Origin of the sequence: Prauserella sediminis (assembly GCF_014195435.1) — a bacterium.
Lineage (GTDB): Bacteria > Actinomycetota > Actinomycetes > Mycobacteriales > Pseudonocardiaceae > Prauserella > Prauserella salsuginis.
The window spans coordinates 26,815-47,150 of the sequence record NZ_JACIBS010000007.1; the positions used below are offsets into that span (position 1 = coordinate 26,815).

20 protein-coding genes and 1 pseudogene are annotated in these 20,336 nt (G+C 71.5%); 17 read left to right on the plus strand and 4 right to left on the minus strand.

Annotated elements, in window-relative coordinates; translation table 11 throughout:
- Positions 1–96: 96 nt before the first annotated feature.
- The 4 genes from FB384_RS23150 to FB384_RS23165 all read left to right on the plus strand — a co-directional run bounded on the left by FB384_RS23150 (position 97) and on the right by FB384_RS23165 (position 4,820).
- Complete coding sequence (locus FB384_RS23150) at positions 97–1,563, plus strand: endolytic transglycosylase MltG (protein ID WP_323985414.1); 1,467 nt, start codon at positions 97–99, stop codon at positions 1,561–1,563.
- Between the two features lie 4 nt (positions 1,564–1,567).
- Positions 1,568–2,416, plus strand: coding sequence for a shikimate dehydrogenase (locus tag FB384_RS23155; protein ID WP_183786954.1), 849 nt, complete (start codon positions 1,568–1,570; stop codon positions 2,414–2,416).
- A 161-nt stretch (positions 2,417–2,577) separates the two neighbouring features.
- Positions 2,578–3,777 (plus strand): endonuclease/exonuclease/phosphatase family protein, encoded by a 1,200-nt coding sequence (locus tag FB384_RS23160; RefSeq protein WP_183787016.1) that lies wholly within the window; start codon positions 2,578–2,580, stop codon positions 3,775–3,777.
- 95 nt (positions 3,778–3,872) lie between these two features.
- Positions 3,873–4,820, plus strand: a complete 948-nt coding sequence (locus tag FB384_RS23165) for a D-2-hydroxyacid dehydrogenase family protein (RefSeq protein ID WP_183786955.1) — start codon at positions 3,873–3,875, stop codon at positions 4,818–4,820.
- Between the two features lie 31 nt (positions 4,821–4,851).
- On the opposite strand, the gene FB384_RS23170 is transcribed toward FB384_RS23165, so the two are convergent.
- Both FB384_RS23170 and FB384_RS23175 read right to left on the minus strand, forming a co-directional pair.
- Entirely contained in the window at positions 4,852–5,661 is an 810-nt protein-coding gene (locus FB384_RS23170) for a serine hydrolase domain-containing protein (RefSeq protein WP_183786956.1), read from the minus strand.
- Between the two features lie 138 nt (positions 5,662–5,799).
- Positions 5,800–7,107, minus strand: a complete 1,308-nt coding sequence (locus tag FB384_RS23175; protein ID WP_183786957.1) for a PTS transporter subunit EIIC — start codon at positions 7,105–7,107, stop codon at positions 5,800–5,802.
- A 609-nt stretch (positions 7,108–7,716) separates the two neighbouring features.
- Here FB384_RS23175 and FB384_RS23180 point away from each other — a divergent pair.
- The 8 genes and pseudogenes from FB384_RS23180 (at position 7,717) to FB384_RS23215 (ending at position 14,492) form a co-directional block, all read left to right on the plus strand.
- Positions 7,717–7,953 (plus strand): glucose PTS transporter subunit EIIB, encoded by a 237-nt coding sequence (locus tag FB384_RS23180; RefSeq protein ID WP_183786958.1) that lies wholly within the window; start codon positions 7,717–7,719, stop codon positions 7,951–7,953.
- 5 nt (positions 7,954–7,958) lie between these two features.
- Positions 7,959–8,415, plus strand: a pseudogene (locus tag FB384_RS23185) (PTS sugar transporter subunit IIA).
- A gap of 232 nt (positions 8,416–8,647) precedes the next feature.
- Positions 8,648–9,430, plus strand: coding sequence for a prepilin peptidase (locus FB384_RS23190; protein WP_323985415.1), 783 nt, complete (start codon positions 8,648–8,650; stop codon positions 9,428–9,430).
- 38 nt (positions 9,431–9,468) lie between these two features.
- Positions 9,469–10,674 (plus strand): chorismate synthase, encoded by a 1,206-nt coding sequence (gene aroC / locus FB384_RS23195; RefSeq protein ID WP_183786959.1) that lies wholly within the window; start codon positions 9,469–9,471, stop codon positions 10,672–10,674.
- A 5-nt stretch (positions 10,675–10,679) separates the two neighbouring features.
- Positions 10,680–11,210 (plus strand): shikimate kinase, encoded by a 531-nt coding sequence (locus tag FB384_RS23200; RefSeq protein WP_407676108.1) that lies wholly within the window; start codon positions 10,680–10,682, stop codon positions 11,208–11,210.
- A gap of 30 nt (positions 11,211–11,240) precedes the next feature.
- Positions 11,241–12,362 carry a 3-dehydroquinate synthase gene (gene aroB, locus FB384_RS23205; protein ID WP_183786961.1) on the plus strand — a complete coding sequence of 374 codons (1,122 nt, stop codon included), beginning with the start codon at positions 11,241–11,243 and terminating at the stop codon, positions 12,360–12,362.
- Positions 12,359–12,790 carry a type II 3-dehydroquinate dehydratase gene (aroQ, locus tag FB384_RS23210; protein WP_183786962.1) on the plus strand — a complete coding sequence of 144 codons (432 nt, stop codon included), beginning with the start codon at positions 12,359–12,361 and terminating at the stop codon, positions 12,788–12,790. The genes aroB and aroQ overlap by 4 nt, the downstream gene beginning before the upstream one ends.
- A 244-nt stretch (positions 12,791–13,034) precedes the next feature.
- The gene (locus FB384_RS23215) at positions 13,035–14,492 is read left to right on the plus strand and encodes a family 43 glycosylhydrolase (RefSeq protein ID WP_221213580.1); all 1,458 of its coding nucleotides are present in this window, start codon (positions 13,035–13,037) and stop codon (positions 14,490–14,492) included.
- A gap of 174 nt (positions 14,493–14,666) precedes the next feature.
- On the opposite strand, the gene FB384_RS23220 is transcribed toward FB384_RS23215, so the two are convergent.
- Positions 14,667–15,347, minus strand: coding sequence for a B-4DMT family transporter (locus FB384_RS23220; protein WP_183786964.1), 681 nt, complete (start codon positions 15,345–15,347; stop codon positions 14,667–14,669).
- 59 nt (positions 15,348–15,406) lie between these two features.
- Between FB384_RS23220 and FB384_RS23225 the strand changes: the two genes are divergently transcribed.
- From FB384_RS23225 to nusB, 3 genes are read left to right on the plus strand one after another with little or no spacing between them, the layout of a single operon-like run.
- Positions 15,407–16,528 (plus strand): M24 family metallopeptidase, encoded by a 1,122-nt coding sequence (locus FB384_RS23225; protein WP_183786965.1) that lies wholly within the window; start codon positions 15,407–15,409, stop codon positions 16,526–16,528.
- A gap of 39 nt (positions 16,529–16,567) precedes the next feature.
- A complete protein-coding gene (gene efp / locus FB384_RS23230) occupies positions 16,568–17,125 on the plus strand; it encodes an elongation factor P (RefSeq protein ID WP_183786966.1) in 558 nt (185 codons plus the stop codon).
- An 8-nt stretch (positions 17,126–17,133) separates the two neighbouring features.
- On the plus strand, positions 17,134–17,586 hold the full coding sequence (gene nusB, locus FB384_RS23235) for a transcription antitermination factor NusB (RefSeq protein WP_183786967.1): 453 nt from the start codon (positions 17,134–17,136) through the stop codon (positions 17,584–17,586).
- Between the two features lie 413 nt (positions 17,587–17,999).
- On the opposite strand, the gene bldD is transcribed toward nusB, so the two are convergent.
- On the minus strand, positions 18,000–18,488 hold the full coding sequence (gene bldD, locus FB384_RS23240; protein ID WP_003096372.1) for a transcriptional regulator BldD: 489 nt from the start codon (positions 18,486–18,488) through the stop codon (positions 18,000–18,002).
- 259 nt (positions 18,489–18,747) lie between these two features.
- Between bldD and pyrR the strand changes: the two genes are divergently transcribed.
- Together pyrR and FB384_RS23250 are read left to right on the plus strand one after the other, a co-directional pair.
- On the plus strand, positions 18,748–19,344 hold the full coding sequence (pyrR, locus tag FB384_RS23245) for a bifunctional pyr operon transcriptional regulator/uracil phosphoribosyltransferase PyrR (RefSeq protein ID WP_183786968.1): 597 nt from the start codon (positions 18,748–18,750) through the stop codon (positions 19,342–19,344).
- Positions 19,345–20,280 (plus strand): aspartate carbamoyltransferase catalytic subunit, encoded by a 936-nt coding sequence (locus FB384_RS23250; protein WP_183786969.1) that lies wholly within the window; start codon positions 19,345–19,347, stop codon positions 20,278–20,280.
- Positions 20,281–20,336 lie beyond the last annotated feature (56 nt).

Below are 20,336 nucleotides of genomic sequence, written 5' to 3' on the forward strand. Positions count from 1 at the left end.
TCGCCCGAGGCCCCCCGCGCGCCGCGACCACGGCAGGCCCCGGGCGGCGAGTCCGCCCCTGGCCGGCGTCACGGGCGCCCTGGCCCGAACGACGGCGTGCACGCGGACGAACGCCCGACACAGATCTTCGACCTCGGCTTCGCCGACGAGGCGGCCCACGTTTCCCACCACGGCGTTCCCCACCACGGCGTTCCCCATCACGGCGATGACGCTCACGACGGCTATTACGACGACGTCGGCGGATACGACGAGGGCGCCCGCGGCGGGGCCGGTCACGACGACCGGGACCCGACCCGCAGTGACGACGACTACTTCGACGACAGCGACTACGACGACTACGACGACTATTACTACGACGACGGCGAAGAGGACGATCGCGACGGGGACCGCGCGGAACCGGCGTACATCCTCGGCGACGACGGCGACGATCCACCTCCCACCGAGCGGCGGCGCGGCCGGCGCGCGTTCCGGTGGCTGGCCGCACTCGTCGTGCTCGCACTCCTCGCGGGCGGTGCGTACTTCGGGGCCAGGGAGCTGCTGGGATTCGGCTACGAGGACTACGAGGGCTCCGGCGACACGGACGTGCTGCTGCACGTCGAACAGGGCGACTCGACGCGGACCATCGCGTCCAAACTGGACAAGATCGACGTGGTGGCCAGTGCCGACGCGTTCCTGGACGCCGCGGAGGACGACCAGCGCGTGCTGGCCGTCCAGCCCGGCTACTACGTGGTCAAGACCAAGGCGTCCGGTGCCAGCGCGGTCGAAACGCTCGTCGGCCCTGAAGCCCAGGTCGGGCAGGCCGAGATCCGCGCGGGCACTCGCCTCGCGGACCGGGGTGGCGACAGCCCGCAGCCGGGTGTGCTGAGTCAACTGTCCGAGGCGTCGTGCGCGGACCTGAACGGCGAGAGCACCTGCGTGAGCGTCGAGGACATGCGCAGCGAGATGCAGTCGACGGACCTGACCGAGCTCGGGGTGCCCGAGTGGGCGGCGGAGCCCGCCCAACAGCGGGCTCCCGAGCACCGCCTCGAAGGTCTGATCACGCCCGGCATCTACGACATCCGGCCCGGCTGGGACGCGCGCAAACTCCTCACCGAGGTCCTGACGACGTCGGCCACGCGACTGGAGGCCGCAGGTCTGCCGGACGCCGCGGAGGGGTCCGGGCACACGCCGTACGAGGTTCTGGTCATCGCGTCGATCGTGCAGGTCGAAGGCGTGCAACAGGATTTCGGCAAGATCGCCAGGGTGATCGAGAACCGGTTGCGCGAGGGCATGCCCCTCGAGATGGACTCGTCGATCAACTTCGCGCTGGAGAGCCCGACCATTCGCACCAAACGCGAAGCACGGGACAAGGACGGACCGCACAACACGTACACCCGGCGGGGCCTGCCCGCCACCCCGCTCGGCGCGCCGAGTACGGAAGCCATCTCCGCTGCCGAGTCCCCGCAGGAAGGTCCCTGGAAGTACTTCGTGCTGTGCGAGGAGAACGGCCTCTCGTGCTTCAGCCAGTCCTATCCCGAGCACAAGCGGGCCGTCGGGGAAGCGCAGCGCAAGGGGGTGTACTGACCCGATGCCCGCCGCACGCCGGGCCGCCGTGCTCGGCAGGCCCGTCGACCATTCGCTCTCACCCGTCCTGCACGGCGCGGCCTATCGCGCACTGGACCTGCCCGACTGGACGTACGAGCGGATCGACATGGACGAGGCGGGGCTGCCCGCGTTCGTCGACGGTCTCGGCCCGGAGTGGGCGGGCCTGTCGGTGACCATGCCGGGCAAACGCGCCGCGCTGGTCCACGCCACCGAGGTCACCCCGCGGGCACGAGCCGTCGGCGCCGCCAACACGCTCGTGCCGGTCGCGGGCGGCTGGCGGGCCGACTGCACCGACGTCGACGGCGTCAGCGGCGCGCTGCGGTGCGCCGGCGGGTTCACCGGCGGCGGCCGCGCCGTCGTGATCGGTGCCGGTGGCACGGCGGCCGCGGTGGTGGTGGCCGCCGCCGAGCTGGGGGTGTCGGCCGTTGCGCTGGTCGTGCGGGAACCGGCGCGGGCGGTCGAGACCACCGAGGCCGCGCGGCGGGTGGGTCTCGACGTGGATGTGCTGCGGTGGTCGGACACCGACCTGGCCGCGCTCGCCGCCGGAGCGGACCTGCTGGTGAGCACCGTGCCGTCCGAAGCGCTGACCGCCGACCTCGACGCGCTGTCCGACGTGCCGTGCGTGCTCGACGTGATCTACCACCCGTGGCCGACGCCGCTGGCCGAGGCCGTGACGGCGCGGGGCGGGCGCATCGCCACCGGTCTGGACATGCTGCTGCACCAGGCGTTCGGGCAGGTCGAGCAGTTCACCGGCCACCCGGCACCGCGTGCGGCCATGCGCGACGCACTGCGTGAGGCAACCGGCGGCGAAGTCCCCCTGCCGCTCGACTGAGACGACGGTCCCCGCGGCTGCCTGCCGGCGGCCGGTCGGGGCTCGGGGCAGCCCGGCGCGATCGGGCGGACGCTCGTTTCCCGAAGGACGCCCGACGTTCACCCATCACTCGTAAGGTGGGGCGCGACTTCCGGGAGGTAACTGTGCGTCGATCGCGTTGGCTGTCAGGGTTCGTCGGTGTGGCCGCGTCGGCGGGGCTGGCCGTGTCGTCCGTACCGGCAGTGGCGGATCCGGGTTCCGGCCGAGGCGGTCCGGCCGACGTGCGGTTCGCGACGTTCAACGCGTCCCTGAACCGCGCTGCCGAGGGCGAGCTGCTGCGCGACCTGTCCACCGGCGACGACGAGCAGGCCCGCAAGGTCGCCGAGGTCATCCAGCGCGACCGCCCCGACGTCCTGCTGCTGAACGAGTTCGACTACGTCGCAGGCGGCGCGGCGGCCGACGCGTTCCGCGACAACTACCTCGAAGTGGGCCAGCACGGCGCCGCGCCGATCGACTACCCGCACGCCTACACCGCCCCCGTCAACACCGGCGTGCCCACCGGTTTCGACCTCGACCGGGACGGCGAGACCGGCGGGCCCGGCGACGCGCACGGCTTCGGGGACTTCGAGGGCCAGTACGGCATGCTCGTGCTGTCGAAACACCCGATCGATACCGGGGCCGTGCGCACGTTCCAGAACTTCCGCTGGCAGGACATGCCCGGCGCCACGCTGCCCGACGACCCGGCCACGCCCGAGTCGGATGACTGGTACTCCGACGAGGTTCTGGACGTGTTGCGCCTGTCGTCGAAGTCGCACTGGGACCTGCCGATCGACGTCGACGGCCGCACGGTGCACCTGCTTGCCGCGCACCCGACGCCGCCGAGCTTCGACGGCGAGGAGGACCGCAACGGCACCCGTAATCACGACGAGATCCGCTTCTGGGCGGACTACGTGACACCGGGCAAGGGCGGCTACATCTACGACGACGCCGGCGGCCGCGGCGGCCTGACGCCGGGGGAGCGGTTCGTCATCGCGGGCGACTACAACGCCGACCCGCACGACGGGGACAGCGTCGACGCCGCCGCCACGCAACTGCTCGACGCGCCACTCGTGCGCGACACCCGGCCCGCCAGCGAGGGCGCCGTCGTCGCTGCCGAACAGCAGGGCGGCGCCAACGACGAGCACGTCGGCCCCGCGCGGCTCGACACCGCCGACTTCGACGATGAGAGTCCCGGAAACCTGCGCGTCGACTACGTGCTGCCGTCCCGTGGCCTGCTGCCCTACGACGACGGCGTGTTCTGGCCCGAACCGGGCACCGACCTGGCACGACTGGGCGACGCGTCCGATCACCACCTGGTGCGCGTCGACCTGTTCGTGCCCTGATCGTCGACAAGGCCCGTTCCGCGGGACCGACGGGTGCTCGCCGGAACGGGCGCGCGTGACTCGGTCCCGAGTGCCACAGGGGTTAGCGTGTGGCCATGAAGATCGCGATCCTCGACGACTATCAGAACATCGCACTCGAGCTGGCCGACTGGGACTCCCTCGGCGCCGAGGTGGACGTGCTCACCGAACACATCGCCGACCCGGATGCCCTGGTGGAGCGGTTGGCCGGATGCGAGGCCGTGGTCGCCATGCGCGAGCGCACCCGGCTGCCGGGTGACGTGCTGCGACGACTGCCGGAGCTGCGGCTGATCGTCAGTCTGGGAGGTGCGCGGAATCCGGCGATCGATCTCAAGGCCACCGCCGAACTCGGCATCGTCGTGTCGCACACCGGATATCTGCCGCATCCGACGGCCGAGCACACGTGGGCACTGATCCTCGCGGCGATGCGCGGGATCCCGGACGAGACGCGCTCCGTGCGCGAGGGCGGCTGGCAGACGTCGGTCGGTCGCAGTCTGCAGGGCGCCACCCTGGGCGTCGTCGGCCTCGGCAGGCTCGGGGCGCGGGTCGCGCGGATCGGCCAGGCGTTCGGGATGCGCACCATTGCCTGGAGCGCCAACCTCACGCAGGAGAAGGCCGACGAGCACGACGTCCTCGCCGTCCCGAAGGAGCAACTGCTGGCCGAATCCGACGTCGTGACGATCCACCAGGTTCTCAGCTCCCGCACCCGCGGGCTGATCGGCGCGCCCGAACTGGCCAGGATGAAGCCGGACGCGTGGCTGGTCAACACCTCGCGCGGGCCGATCATCGACGAGGCCGCGCTGTTCGACGCGCTGCGGGACCGCCGCATCGGCGGTGCCGCGCTCGACGTGTACGACACCGAGCCGCTGCCCGCCGACCATCCACTGCGGACCGCTCCGAACACGGTGCTCACGCCGCACATCGGCTACGTCGTGCGTGACCTGTACGAGGTGTTCTACCGCGACGCGGTCGAGGACATCGCCGCTTATCAGGCCGGTGAGCCGATCCGCGTGATGTCGCTGTAGCGCGGTGTGCGTGCTCGCCGGCCCGGTGGGATCAGAGGTCGGCGAGCACCGCGTCGGTGAACGCGGGCCAGACTTCGACGGCCCACGGCCCGAAGTCCCGGTCGGTCAGCGCGATGCACGCCACGCCCGCGTCTGGGTCGACCCACAGGAACGTGCCGGACTGTCCGAAGTGGCCGAACGTGCGCGGCGAGCTGTTGGCGCCCGTCCAGTGCGGGCTCTTGCCGTCGCGGATCTCGAAGCCGAGGCCCCAGTCGTTCGGCTTCTGGTGTCCCAGGCCGGGCAGAACCCCGTTGAGACCGGGGAACTGCACCTGGGTCGCCTCGTCCAGGGTGGACCGGGCGATGAGTTTCGGCGCGAACAGCTCCGCGGCGAACCGGACCAGGTCATCCACTGTGGACTCCGCGCCGGCGCCGGGGGAGCCGGGGAGCGTCGTCGAGGTCATGCCGAGCGGTGTGAGCACGCCCTCGGTCAGGTACTCGCCGAACGCGATTCCGGAATGCTCGGCCAGGGCGTCGGCGAGCTGCTCGTAGCCGGAGCTGGAGTAGAGCCTGCGCTGCCCCGGCGGTGCCTGCACCTTGTGCTGGTCGAACGCCAGCCCCGCCGTGTGGGCCAGCAGGTGTCGGATCGTCGCACCCTCCGGGCCGGCGGGCGTGTCGAGCTCGACGGCCCCCTCCTCGACGGCCACCAGCGCGGCGTAGGCGGTGAGCAACTTCGTCACCGACGCGAGCGGGAACACGCGCGCCGTGTCGCCATGAGAGCCGCGCACCGTTCCGTCGGTACCGACGACCGCCGCCGCCGCATGGGGAACCGGCCACTGTTCGATCAACCGCAGGCTGTCCATGCGCACCACCCTAGGCAGCGGAGGCAGGCCGGACGGGGGAGGGTCCAGGGCCCCGGTCGCGGCTCCGGGCAGGGGAGAACCCGGTGCCGGAGCGTGTCGGCACCGGGGTTCTCCGGCGTGCTGAGCGGGCTGGGTGCGTCAGGTACTGGTGCCGCCCCCGGTGCCGCCCGCACCGCCCGTGGACTCCGTGCCGGTCCGCGCGGCGCTGTCGGCGGCGGTTCCGGCGTCGGCAGCGGCCGAGTCCTTCTCGTCCTCGGCGCCGTCGGCGTCGTCCTCGCGTCCCGGGGTGCGCAGATTCCACTTGGTGATCACCCAGCGGAACACGACGTAGTAGATCGCCGCGTACACCAGGCCGATCGGGATCAACAGCCACGCCTTGTTGGCCGCCGGTGCGGTCATGTTCAGCAGGAAGTCGATCCCGCCTGCGGAGAACGAGAATCCGAGATGGATGTCGAGGGCGTTGACGAGCATCATCGACGTGCCGGTGAGCACCGCGTGGATCAGGTACAGCGGCCACGCCACGAACATGAACGCGAACTCGATCGGCTCGGTGATGCCGGTGAGGAAGGCGGTCAGGGCCGAGGAGAGCATCACGCCGCCGACCAGCTTCTTCTGGCTCGGCTTGGCCGACTGCCAGATCGCCAGCGCCGCCGCGGGCAGCGCGAACATGAAGATCGGGAAGAAACCCGTCATGAACGCGCCCGCATTCGGGTCGCCGGCGAAGAAGTTGTTGATGTCGCCGCCTTCGAAGACGAACCACAGCGGCACGTTGAGCAGCTGGTGCAGGCCGACCGGGATCAGCAGCCGGTTCAGCATGCCGTAGAGGCCACCGCCGACGACGGCGTCGCTGGTGGCGGCCTCACCGGCGGCCTGGATGCCCGCGTCGATGACCGGGAACGCCAGGCCGAACACCACGCCGAGCAGCAGCAGCGCGAACGAGTTGACGATCGGCACGAACCGGCGACCGCCGAAGAACGCCAGGTACTGCGGCAGTTTCACGCGGTGGAAACGCTGCCACAGCACCGCCGTCACCAGGCCCACGACGATGCCGGAGAGCACGCTGTAGGGCCACTTGATCGGCTGGAGGAGCCAGGCCTCCTCGTAGCCCTCGAGGTCCTCGATCGGCGCGAAGACCTGCACGACCTTGTTGAACACCACGAAGCCGACGGCCGCGGCCACACCGGTGGAACCGTCGCCCTTGCGCGCGAAACCGACGGCGATGCCGACCGCGAACAGCAGCGGCAGCCAGTCGAACAGTCCGCCACCCGCGGCGACGAAGACGTCGGCGACGCCGGACGTGGCGTCCCAGCGGCCGAGCATGTCGGCTTGGCCGAGACGGTTCAGCAGGCCGGCCGCGGGCAGCGTGGCGATGGGCAGCATGAGGCTGCGCCCGAACCGCTGCAGACCGGCCAGGCCTCTGCGGTTGCCCTGCGCTCGATCGCTCATGAGCGTCCTTCCGGTGGGTACGTGGTCGACGGGATCGGGTTGTCGGATTCGTGGTCCGCGGGGTGCAACCGGACAGAGTAGCGGGAATCGGGCCGTCGCCGTGGGCGATTCGCCGATGCCGCGCCGCGGGCCGGGCGCGGTGATAGATTCCGGTCTAGACCACTCGGTCGAAGAGGGAGAATGCTCCGTCGCTCGACCGGGTGTCAACCCGCTACTGTTCGTGTGGAGCGGTGCCGGGACCGGCGGGAACGGCGCCGTCGCCGACGCGGCGGCACGGCACACCGGCCGACCGGAACCGCCGGTGCGCCCCGGTCGCGGCGACAACTGAACGCGGCGACAACTGAACGCGGCGACAACTGAACGCGGCGACAACTGAAAACAGCACCACGACGCCGTGCCGCCGGGACGCCGTGCTGTCGGGGCGCCGTGCCGCCGGGCGTGGCAGGACTGCCGTGGCAGCCGGGTGCTGTGGCGCTGAGGTGCTGTGGCATGGGTGCCGGGACGGCAACCACAACCCAGCGGGCCGGGACGATCCGGTAGAACCGACACTCCGGGCAAACACGAGGCTGCACCACGACGGGTGCAGCAGGAACGATTCGGGAGGCCGTGATGGCGGACGAGAGGGCGGGGCGGATCCTTGCGGCTCTGGGCGGCGCGGGCAACGTCGTCGAGATCGAAGGCTGCATCACCCGGCTGCGGTGCGAGCTCGAGGACGGGTCCGTCGTCGACGAGGCGGCGCTGAAACAGGCGGGCGCGCACGGCGTGATGAAGGCCGGTTCGGTGGTGCAGGTCGTGGTCGGCCCCGAGGCCGACGCGATCGCCGAGGACATTCAGGACCTGCTGTGACGGGTGTGGAGCGGGTCGTGTGGAGCCCGGTCGGCGGCACCGTGACAGCGCTCGCCGATGTGCCCGATCCGGTGTTCTCGCAGGCCATGGTCGGTCCCGGGATCGCGGTGGAACCGCGCGGCGGCCGTGCCGATGCGGTGGCGCCGATCGACGGCACGTTGACGACCGTGCACGCGCACGCGTTCGTCGTCGCGGGTGACGACGGCGCGGCCGTGTTGGTGCACCTCGGCATCGACACCGTCAAACAGCAGGGCGAGGGCTTCACACTGCACGTGGTGAAGGGTGAGCGCGTGCGGGCAGGGCAGCCGGTCGTCGGCTGGGACCCGGACGCCGTGCGGGCCGCCGGCTACGCGCCGATCGTGCCCGTGATCGCCCTCGACGCTCAGCAGGAGGCCCTGCGGCCCGTCGATGCCGGCAGGACGGTCGAGGTGGGCGACGAGCCTGTTCACCTGGAGCGGCTGAACCAGCGGCGGGATCACGCCGCTGCGACGGGCTGTCCGGCCGGGGGTGCGTTCGGACGTCGGGCTTCGGCCCGGCGGGCGCGGCACGTGGTGTCCGGCCGGGGTCGTGTGGCCGGGGTCGTGTGGCTGGGGTGCGATGTGAACGGTCCCCTCGTGACGGTGGCTGTCGTCCGGCCGGGTGGGATCCGTCCGGCGTGTGACAGCCGCGGTACCCCTCGTGTCACCACGGCTTGGTGCCGGGCCTCATCCGGCGCAGGCTGGCGTGCGTGTTCCGGGAATGGATGATCACCATCGCGGCCGGCGTCGCGGGTGCGGCGGTCTCGTGGGCAGCGTGCCGGGTCACGGTTCGTGCGCCGCGGCCCGCCGCCGTGCCTGTCCGGTGCTGCGTGGTGGTGACCGCGCTCGCCTGGGCCTGGCTCGGCCGGCGCTGGTCGGTGGGCGGCCTGCCCGGCTGGTGGCTGCCCGTGCCGCTGGCCGTGTTCGCCGTGGCGGCACCGCTCGTGGCGGCAGACCTGAGGTACCGCAGGCTGCCGGACGTCCTCACCGCGACGCTCGCCGCCCTCGTCGGCGTCGCCCTCGCGGCGAGCGCCTTCGCCGTAGATGCCGTTGCGGCGGATTCGGGGGAGGCGGGCACCGGGCTCGTGGTGCGGAGCGTCGCCGGAGCCGTGGGCTTCACCGTCGTGCATGCGCTGGTGCGGGCGGTGTCACCCCGTTCGATGGGTGCGGGTGACGTCAAGCTGGCCGCCGGCCTCGGTGGCGGGGCCGGCGCGGTCGGCTGGCCAGCACTCGTGGTCACGTCGGCTGTGGCATCGCTCGTCACGCTGGCGGCGGCATGGATGACGCGGGTGACGTGCCGCGGGCCGACCGGCCGGGGCGTGCCGCACGGACCCGGCATGGTGCTCGGAGCCTGCCTGGTCGTGGCCTTTCCCGGGGCCGGGTTGGACGGCGGTGCGGGGCCGGCGACGTGGGCGGTCACCGGCTCGGGCATGGGCGTGATCACGCCTGGTCCCGGGTAGCTGCGGTCACGCAGCCGCGACGTGACAGGATCGGCGGTGTGTTGCGCTGGATAACCGCAGGTGAGTCCCACGGCCCGGCCCTGGCCGCGATTCTCGAGGGCATGGTGGCCGGCGTCGAGGTGACGACGTCCGACATCGGTGAACAGCTCGCCCGCAGGAGGCTCGGTTTCGGCCGCAGCCCGCGGATGGGTTTCGAGACGGACCAGGTCGACTTCGTCGGCGGCGTCCGTCACGGCACGACCCAGGGTGGTCCGATCGCCGTGCAGATCGACAACTCGGAGTGGCCGAAGTGGGAGAAGGTCATGGCGCCCGATCCCGTCGACCCGGCCTCGATCGAGGGGCTCGCGCGGAACGAGGCACTGACCCGGCCGCGGCCCGGTCACGCCGATCTGCCGGGGATGCAGAAGTACGGCTTCCCCGAGGCGCGGCCCGTGCTCGAACGCGCGAGCGCACGGGAGACGGCATCGAGGACGGCCCTGGGCACTGTCGCGCGCGCGTTCCTGCGCCAGCTGTTCGGTGCCGAGGTCATCAGTCACGTCGTGTCCATCGGCGGCGCGGAGGCACCCGAAGGGCCGTTGCCGCAGCCGGGGGATCTCGCCGCGATCGACGAGAGCCCGGTGCGGGCGTTCGGCGAGGAGGCGACCGAGGCGATGGTCGCCGAGGTCGACGCGGTGCGGAAGGCGGGTGACACCGTCGGCGGCGTCATCGAGGTGATCGTCCACGGCCTGCCGCCGGGCCTCGGCTCACACGTGCACTGGGACCGCAGGCTCGACGCCAAGCTCTCCGGCGCGCTTATGGGTGTGCAGGCGATGAAGGGCGTCGAGATCGGCGACGGTTTCACCACCGCTCACCGGTGGGGCAGCCAGGCGCACGACGAGATCGATCCCGGCGACGGGCCGACGGGCGTGACCCGGCGCTCCAACCGCGCGGGAGGCCTCGAAGGCGGCATCACCAACGGTGAGCCGCTGCGGGTGCGTGTCGCCATGAAGCCGATCTCGACCGTGCCCAAGGCCCTGTCCACAGTGGACGTGGAGACCGGGGAGCCCGCCGTCGCCATCCACCAACGCTCGGACGTGTGCGCCGTGCCGCGCGCCGGAGTGGTGCTGGAGTCGGTGGTCGCGCTCGTGGTGGCCGACGCGGCGCTGGAGAAGTTCGGCGGCGACTCGCTCGCCGAGTCCCGGCGCAACCTCGACGGGTATCTCGCCTCGCTCGACGAGTGGTGGCGACGCGGCGGCGCGGAATGAGCCCGATGCCGGGACCTGTCGTCGTGGTGGGCCCGCCGGGATCGGGCAAGAGCACCGTCGGACGGCTGCTCGCCGACCGCCTCGGCGTCCCTTTCCGGGACGCCGACGCCGACATCGAAGCCGCCGAAGGACGTGCGATCAGCGACATCTTCGCCGAGGACGGCGAGCCGGTGTTCCGCGACATCGAGGAACGCACCATCGCGCGGACGCTCCCCGAGCACGAGGGTGTGTACGCGCTCGGCGGCGGTGCCGTGCTCGCGGCCGGGACGCGGCGCAGGCTCGCCGGGCACACCGTGGTGTTCCTCGCCGTCGGCATGGCGGAAGGTGTGCGGCGCACGGGCCTGTCGACCGCCCGACCGCTGCTGACCGGCGTAAACCCGAGGGCCACCTACAAGGCGTTGCTCGATGAGCGGCTGCCGGTCTACCGGGAGGTCGCTACCTGCGAGGTCAACACCGACGACCGGACCCCGGATGACATCGTCGCCGAGGTGATCGAGCGCCTCGGCGACCCGACGAACACGACGACCCGAACATGACGACCCCACGAACATGACGAGGAGCAGGGGATGACCAGCGAGCCGGTCCGCATCGAGGTCCGCACCGCGCGGCCGTACGAGGTCATGGTGGGCCGTGGGCTGCTCGGCGAGCTCACGCAGGCCGTCGGTGACGCCTCGACGGTCGCGTTGATCCACCCGCCGTCGCTGACCACGACCGCTGAGGCGGTGCGCGCCGAGCTCGCCGAGGCGGGGCTGGACGCCCACCGGGTCGAGATCCCCGATGCCGAGGACGGTAAGGCGCTCAAGGTGGCCGACTTCCTGTGGGACGTGTTCGGGCAGATGGGCCTGGACCGCCGCGGTGTGGTCGTCGGCCTGGGCGGCGGGGCTGTCACCGACGTGGCGGGTTTCGTGGCCGGGACGTGGATGCGCGGCGTGAAGCTGGTGAACGTGCCGACGACGCTGCTGGGCATGGTCGACGCCGCGATCGGCGGCAAGACTGGCATCAACACCGAGGCCGGCAAGAACCTCGTCGGGGTGTTCCACGAGCCGTCGACGGTGCTCGTCGATCTCGCCACGCTGGACACGCTGCCGCCGAACGAGCTCGTCGCGGGCATGGCCGAGATCGTCAAGGCCGGCTTCATCGCCGATCCGGTGATCCTCGATCTGATCGAGGCAGACCCGGCCGCCGCCGTCGACACCCAGGGCGAGGTGCTGGGCGAGCTGGTGCGCAGGGCCATCCAGGTCAAGGCGGACGTCGTCGCGGCCGACCTGCGGGAATCGGACCTGCGGGAAATCCTGAACTACGGGCACACACTCGGTCACGCTGTCGAGCGCAGGGAGCGCTACCGCTGGCGGCACGGTGCGGCGGTCAGCGTGGGCCTCGTGTTCGCCGCGGAACTCGCCCGCCTGGCGGGCAGGCTGGACGACGCGACGGCGGACCGGCACACCACGGTGCTGCAGTCGCTGGGCCTGCCGACCCGGTACGACGCCGACGCGCTGCCGCAGCTGCTGGAGAACATGCGCTCGGACAAGAAGACCCGCTCGGGCACACTCCGGTTCGTCGTACTGGACGGGCTCGCCAAGCCGAGCAGGCTCGAAGGTCCGGACCCGGCGCTGCTGGCCGGGGCGTACTCGGTCGTGGCGTCCGACGAGGCGACCGGCTCGACGGGGAGCGGAGGGCTGCTGCTGTGACGGTGTTCGTGCTGAACGGGCCGAACCTCGGCAGGCTCGGCACGCGTGAGCCCGGCGTGTACGGCGCGACGACCTATGCCGGGCTCGTCACGCTGTGCACGGAGACCGGTGCGGCGCAGGGTCTCGACGTCGACGTGCGGCAGACCGACCACGAGGGCGAGATGGTCGGCTGGCTGCACGAGGCTGCGGATCTGGGCGCTCCCGTGGTACTGAACGCGGGCGCGTGGACGCACTACTCGATAGCCGTCCGCGACGCCGCGGCGCAGCTGTCGGCTCCGCTGCTGGAGGTGCACATCTCGAACGTGCACCGGCGGGAGGAGTTCCGGCACCACAGCGTCCTGTCCGACATCGCGACCGGGGTACTGGCCGGATTCGGCGTCGACGGGTACCGACTCGCGCTCGAGTGGCTGGCGCGTCACCCCGCCTGATCCTCGTAGGATGACCGCTACGGCCCTGCCACTACCGGGTGACGGCGGTCGTACACTGAGCGTCCGCCCACGCGACGTTCGGCGGGATTGCGGTGCCACGCCGGGTGGTGTGTGACGTTCGGGGGAGAACGTACGGGGAGGGACGGAGTTGGTCGGCGCGATGAATCGGCCTCGGAGCCGGGACGGGCGCGCGAGGGGATCGCGGGCCCGTCGTGCGCGGCCGGCCGCGGCCGTCGTCGTCGGCATGGCGCTGGTCGCCGCCTGTACCCCGAGCGACGCGCAGACCCGCGGCGGCGATCGTGACAGTGGCGCCTCGCGCACCCCTCGTACGCCGTCGATGCAGCAGGAACAGCTCGCGCTCGAGGTCGACCGGCGGCGGCAGAGCGGCGGCGTGGTCGCCCACGGCGGCGCCGACGCGCCGTACAACTACGGCCCGACGGTGATGCGCGACGGCGACACGACCCGCATGTGGTGGTGCAGCCAGTACGGCAGGGCCCGGCCGCCGGGGGACGACCTCCTGCACGCACGGTCCGGCGGGCTCGACGGGCCGTTCCGCGCACCCGGTGGTGGCATTCCCGAGGTGGTCCTGTCGGGTGCGCCGGGGTCGTTCGACGGCAAGCACACGTGCGATCCGTCGGTGATCCGTGTCAACGGGATGTACTACCTGTACTACACGGGAGCGGCGGGCAGTCACGATCACGGCAACGCCATCGGCCTGGCCACCAGCACCGACGGCCGCAGCTGGAAACGCACCGGCTCGCCGATCGTGCGGGCGGCTCACGACACGAACCGGGACAACACCTACGGCGCAGGGCAACCGGCGGTGGTGCACGTCGACGGCTGGTTCTACCTCATGTTCACCGACACCACCGGCGACGCAGCCGGCTGGAACGGTGCCGGCCAGTTCGTGCTCCGCGCCAAGGAGCCGACGTTCTCCGGCAATGTCGAGGCGCTCGGTCCCGACGGTTTCACCGGAGTCGACGGCACCGCGGCCCCGCGGCAGCGGTCGGTCGTGGACGCGTTCAGCGCCGACCTGACGTGGATCGATGCGATGGACGCCTTCGGCATCGCGCACCAGACCGACCGCGGAACGACGGTCACCTTCTGGAACCGGGACTTCTCGGCGCAGCCGTATGCACCCGTGGTGCTGCCGGTGCCCTGGAAGGAAGGCCCCGGCCTGGTCCGTTCCCCGCAGGGGCACGCGCCGGTCTCCACGGAGAATCCGTGCGGGCGGGTCCCGATCGACGTCGTGCAGGCCACGCGTACCGGCAGGGCCGGGGCGCCGACGGGGCTGCGGCACTTCGGCGCCGACGCCCACGGATTCGAGGGCTGCCGCACCGTCAACGGCGCGCTGGCGGCGCTGGACGGGTTCGCGGTGCCCTCCCCGGAACGCACGATGGACGTGATCGCCGATGGGCGGGTGCTCCGAGTGGAGCGGCGTTCGGTGGCAGAGGCGCTGTCGTCGCGCGTGCTGGACGACCGACTGCCCGTACTCGACGAGGCCGACGTCGCCGCGCGGCTGCCCGCGGAGGCGCGCGTGGTCGAATCCCCCGAGGGGCGCGGTTTCCTGCTCGGCGACACGATCTGGCCGGTGACCGGCGCGTCCGCGGAGAATGCGTTCGCCGCGAACGGCTCCGAACCGGAGCGGATCAGCACCGAACAGTGGCGGACACACGCCCTCGGGCCGACGCTCGGGTCCTGATCCCGCACGGACGCCGTCCCGGGCGATCCCGTGTGGACGGCGTCGGCACCGGCGGGGCACGTCGTGTCCGGCGGCGTCGCGACCGGACGAGCACGTCGAGCCGGACAGTCGGACGGCCCGCGTCGACCGGCGAGGTCATGAACGGCCGCGACGTGTGGTCCGGCCGGCTCGGGGTCAGTCGCCGGAGGAGCGGTCGCCGCCGGGGGAGTCCGATCCGGATCGTCTCGTCCGCAGGCGGGGTGTGGGACGCGGGCGGCGGTCCGGCCGCGGCTTCGCCAGCAGCACGGTCTCGTTGCGTTCGTCGCGGCCCGCGGGTGTCCGTGCCATGGCCGTGGCGGAGCGGGGCCGTGCACCCGCGTCCGGGCCGTCGGCGGTGTCGGCGTCGTCCGGGTCGAGGTCGGGCGGGTCGAGGTCGCCGCGATCCGTGTCGGGCTCGTCGCCGGGATCGGTGTCCAGGTCGGACCCGGGCCGGGGAATACGGGAGCCGACGACCAGCCCGAGCGCTGCGGGAATCAGCACCAGCAGAGCGGTGAACGCGGCGCCGCTCGTCAGCGCCGCTCCGAGCTCGCTGACGCCTGTGCGGTCGACCAGCACCGCCTTGCCGATGACGCCGAGAACCCCTGCGGCCGGGCCGGTGACCAGTCCGGCGATGAACCAGGTGCGGCCGCCGTCGGGGCGGCGGGACCAGCCGTCGAGCGCACCCCACAGCGCGGCCGCACCGACGAGCAGAGCGATCGCGGCCGCGCGGGCGAGCGTGGTCTCGCCCGGTTGGAACACGGCGATCTTGGCGAGCGCGACCGTGGCGGCGGCATGCAGCACCGACATGCCGAGCGCGCGGAGGACCCAGTGCGGCATCGGCCCACTGTAACCGCCACCGCCACGTCGTCACCCGATCCGGGCTTAAGCTGTCCGCCGTGTCTGACTCGTCCTCGTACACCCACGCCGACGCGCACCGGCGCCGCCGCGGCGCACTCGCCGAGCGGCTGCAGGCCGCCGAGCTCGATGCGCTGTTGGTGACCGATCTGCGCAACATCCGTTACCTGACCGGGTTCACCGGCTCGAACGCGGCATTGCTGCTGCACGCAGCAGGCGACACGGACACGGTGTTCTGCACCGACGGGCGGTACACCACCCAGGCCGCCTCCGAGGTGCCGGACCTGACGACGGTCGTCGACAGGGCGAGCGCGCTCGCCCTGGCCCGGCGCGCGGCCGGCGAACCCGCCCGATACCGGCGCACCGGGTTCGAGAGCCAGTACGTGAGCGTGGAGCAGCACGCGGGCCTGGCCGAGGCTGCGGGTGACGTCGAGCTGCGCCGCAGCCCGGGTCTGGTGGAGCGGCTGCGCCTGGTCAAGGACGAGCTCGAGATCGACGCGCTGCGCCGGGCGTGCGCAGCGGCGGACCAGGCGCTCGCCGGCTTGCTGTCCGACGGCGGTCTGCGGCCGGGCCGCAGCGAACGCGAGGTCGCCCGCGACCTGGAGAATCGGATGCTGGACCACGGCTCGGAGGGGGCGGCGTTCCCGTCCATCGTGGCCGCGGGGGCGCACTCGGCGATCCCACACCACCGCCCCACCGATGCGGTCCTCGCCACCGGTGACCTGGTGAAGATGGACTTCGGCGCCACCGTGGACGGCTACCACTCGGACATGACGCGCACCGTCGTGCTGGGCACGCCCGCGGCGTGGCAGCAGGAGATCTACGACCTGGTGCAGGCCGCGCAGCTGTCAGGCGTCGCGGCAGCCGTTCCGGGAGCGGGGACCGCGGCGGTGGACGCGGCGTCGCGGGACGTCATCGCCGGGGCGGGGCGCGCCGAGGAGTTCCTGCACGGCCTCGGGCACGGCGTCGGCCTGGAGGTTCATGAGGCTCCGAGTCTGGCCAAGACCGGCGACGGTACACTGGCGGCCGGTATGGCGGTCACCGTCGAGCCCGGCGTGTATGTCGCCGGCCGTGGTGGAGTCCGCATCGAGGACACGCTCGTCGTGCGGGAGTCAGCTCCCGAGCTCCTCACCCTCAGCACGAAGGAACTCGTGGTCGTCTAAGTACGCGGCCCGACCCCGATATCAGGAGAACTCACAGCAGTGGCCACCACCAACGACCTGAAGAACGGCGTCGTCCTCAACTTGGACGGCCAGCTCTGGTCCGTCGTGAACTTCCAGCACGTCAAGCCGGGTAAGGGCGGTGCGTTCGTGCGCACCACTCTCAAGAACGTGCTCTCCGGCAAGGTCGTGGACAAGACGTTCAACGCGGGCACGAAGGTCGAGACGGCGAACGTCGACCGCCGGACGATGACGTACCTGTACAACGACGGAACCGACTACGTGTTCATGGACGGCGAGACCTTCGACCAGGTCTCGGTGCCGCCGCAGACCGTGGGCGACGCCGCGAAGTTCCTGCTGGAGAACAGCGAGGTGCAGGTCGCCCAGCACGAGGGTGAGACGTTGTACGTCGAACTGCCCGCCTCGGTCGAGCTCACCATCGAGCAGACCGACCCGGGCGTGCAGGGCGACCGCTCGACGGGCGGCACCAAGCCGGCGCAGCTGGAGACCGGAGCCGAGGTCCAGGTTCCGCTGTTCGTCAACCAGGGCGAGAAGATCAAGGTCGACACCCGTGACGGCCGCTATCTCGGCCGCGTGTGAGCACCGCGGTGAGTTCGGAATCGGAGTCCCGGCGCGGCGGCAAGATCGGCCGCCGCGCCGCCCGACGGCGTGCCGTCGAGCTGCTCTACGAGGCGGCGCAGCGTGAACTCGACCCTGCGGCCGTGCTGAAGGAGCATGCAGGCAGCCCTGACGTCGACATCGTCGGCGACTACACGTTCACCGTGATCGAAGGCATGTCCGAGAATCAGGGTCGGGTCGACGAGCTGCTGGCCGAGCATGCGCAGGGCTGGACGCTCGAGCGGATGCCGCCGGTCGACCTGGCGATCCTGCGCGTGGGCGTCTACGAGATGCTGTGGTCCGCCGACGTGCCCGACGCCGTGGCGATCGACGAGGCGGTCGGCCTGGCCAAGGACCTGTCGACCGATGACTCGCCGCGGTTCGTCAACGGAGTACTCGGCCGGATCGGCAACATCGCCGACCGCCTGCGCGCGATTCTCTGAGCCCGAGCGGCCCGCTGGGCCACTGCCTGGGCGTCTGTGGAGCACAGCGTCTCTGGAGCACAGCGTCTGTGGAGCGCAGTGCCGCCCGGACCGCTGTGCGCGCCGTGGTCACAGCCGTTGGGCCGCAGTGTCACTGGGCCACGGTGTCGTTGGGGCACGGTGTAGTTGAGCCACGGTGTCGCCGGATCAAGGCGCCGTTGGATCACAGTGCCGCTGGAGCACGGCGTCGTTGGAGCACGGCGTCGTTGGCTCCCGGCGCTGCCTTCCGAAACGCAGTCCTCCGGGTTCGTTGTCGGGTCCCCGACGTCACCCCGCGGTGCAGCCACCGGCAGGCCGAGCTGCGCCGTTCACCGGGTCGGCGCCGTTCGGGAAAACCGCCTGGGCCGACCCCGGCCGCAGGCGGTTTTCCCCGGTCAGTCCTCCTTGGAAGGACGGGCCTCCGGCGGGAGCACACCCCAGTCGATGAGCTGCTCGGTCAGCTCGCCGGGCGTCATGTCGTAGATGATCGCCAGCGACCGGAGGTCCTCCGTCCGGATGGACAGGACCTTGCCGTTGTAGTCACCGCGCTGGCTCTGGATCGTCGCGGCGTACCGCGCGAGCGGGCCGACCTTCTCCGCGGGCAGCTGCTGCAGCCGCTCGAGGTTGATGACGATCTTCGTCGCGGGTTCGGCGCCGGACGGCACGCGTCCTTCGGGCAGGAGCTCGACCACAGGCACGCCGTAGAAGTCGGCCAGTTCGGCCAGCTTCTGGACGGTCACGGCACGGTCGCCCCGTTCGTAGGAGCCCACCACGACCGCCTTCCAGCGGCCGCCGGACTTCTGCTCGACTCCATGCAGGGACAGGCCCTGTTGCTGGCGGATACCGCGGAGCTTCGCCCCGAGCGCCTTGGCGTAATCGCCCATGTGGTGGTTCTCCGTTTCCTTGCCCCGGATCGGCCCGGCTGACCGACAGGGAACTCGTGAGTCGAATACTCAGAGTAATGGTTACGCGTTGTCGTCACCAGGTCAAGCAGCTCATCGCACCCGGTGAGTTGTTTGCCACAGATGGACCACTCGTTCGGGGAGCCGGTAACAGCTGCTACCGTCTGTGCCGGACCTCCGAAAGTAGGGGTCGTCAGTCCTTTAAAGACCCGTCCGGTGAGGCGGGAAAGGAGCTCACACCGTGGCACCACCTCGTGGTGCGGCGGCACCGGCCGAGCGAGAACTGCTCTCGGCCGGCGACGTCGCGCGCACTATCGCCCGGATGGCGCATCAGGTCATCGAGAAGACAGCCCTCGACGGTGCCGGCGGGACGGACGGTCCTGCCGAACCACCGCCGCCGCCCGTGCTGCTGGGCATTCCGACCCGTGGCACGCCGCTGGCGCACCGGCTCGCGGCGCGAATCGAGGAGTTCTCCGGCGTTGCCGTCCCCGCGGGCGCGCTCGACGTCACGCTCTACCGCGACGACCTGCGGCGCAAACCGACCCGCCCGCTGGAAGAGACCGACGTGCCCGGCGGTGGCATCGACGACCGGGTCGTGATCCTCGTCGACGACGTGCTGTTCTCCGGCCGCACCATCCGATCGGCCCTCGACGCGCTCAGCGACCACGGCCGGCCCCGCGCGGTGCAGCTGGCGGTGCTGGTCGACCGCGGCCACCGGGAACTGCCGATCCGGGCCGACTACGTGGGCAAGAACGTGCCGACCTCGCGCACGGAGGAGGTCTCCGTCCTGCTGGCCGAGACCGACGGCCGTGACGCCGTTCTGATCAGGGGGCAGTAGATGCGGCACCTGCTCACCACCGACGGGCTCGGCCGCGACGAGGCCACCGCGGTACTCGACACGGCCGACGAGCTCAAGCGCACCCTGCTCGGCCGCGAGGTCCGCAAACTGCCGACGCTGCGCGGGCGCACGGTCATCACGATGTTCTACGAGAACTCCACGCGCACCCGCGTGTCGTTCGAGATCGCGGGCAAGTGGATGAGCGCGGACGTGATCAACGTGTCGGCGGGTGGATCGTCGGTCGGCAAGGGTGAGTCCCTGCGCGACACGGCGCTGACACTGTCGGCGGCGGGTGCGGACTGCGTGATCGTGCGGCACCCGGCCTCCGGCGCGCCGCACCGGCTGTCCGGCTGGCTCGCCGACACGCGCACGTCCGTGGTCAACGCCGGCGACGGCATGCACGAACACCCCACGCAGGCGCTGCTCGACGCGGCGACGCTGCGGGAGCGGCTCGGCGGCATCGAGGGACGGCGCATCGGGATCGTCGGCGACGTGCTCCACAGCCGGGTCGCCCGCTCGAACGTGCACCTGCTGACGACGCTCGGGGCGGAGGTCGTGCTCGTGGCACCGCCCACGTTGCTGCCCCACGGCGTCGATCAGTGGCCCGTGACGACCGCGTTCGATGTGGACTCCCAGCTTCCCGGCCTCGACGCGGTGATGATGCTGCGTGTGCAGGCCGAACGGATGCGGGGAGCCTTCTTTCCGTCGGCGCGGGAGTACTCGATCGCGTACGGCCTCAGCGAGAAGCGGCTGGCGATGCTGCCGGAGCATGCCGTCGTGCTGCATCCGGGGCCGATGCTGCGGGGGATGGAGATCGCCTCGCCGGTGGCCGACAGTCCGCGGGCGGCGATCACCGATCAGGTCGCCAACGGCGTCCACGTGCGCATGGCCGTGCTGTACCACCTGCTGGCAGGGGACGGAGACCACCATGGCTGATCATCGACGCGTCCGTGGTCGCGGTGGTCGACCGGGTCGGACCGCTGCTGTGCCGC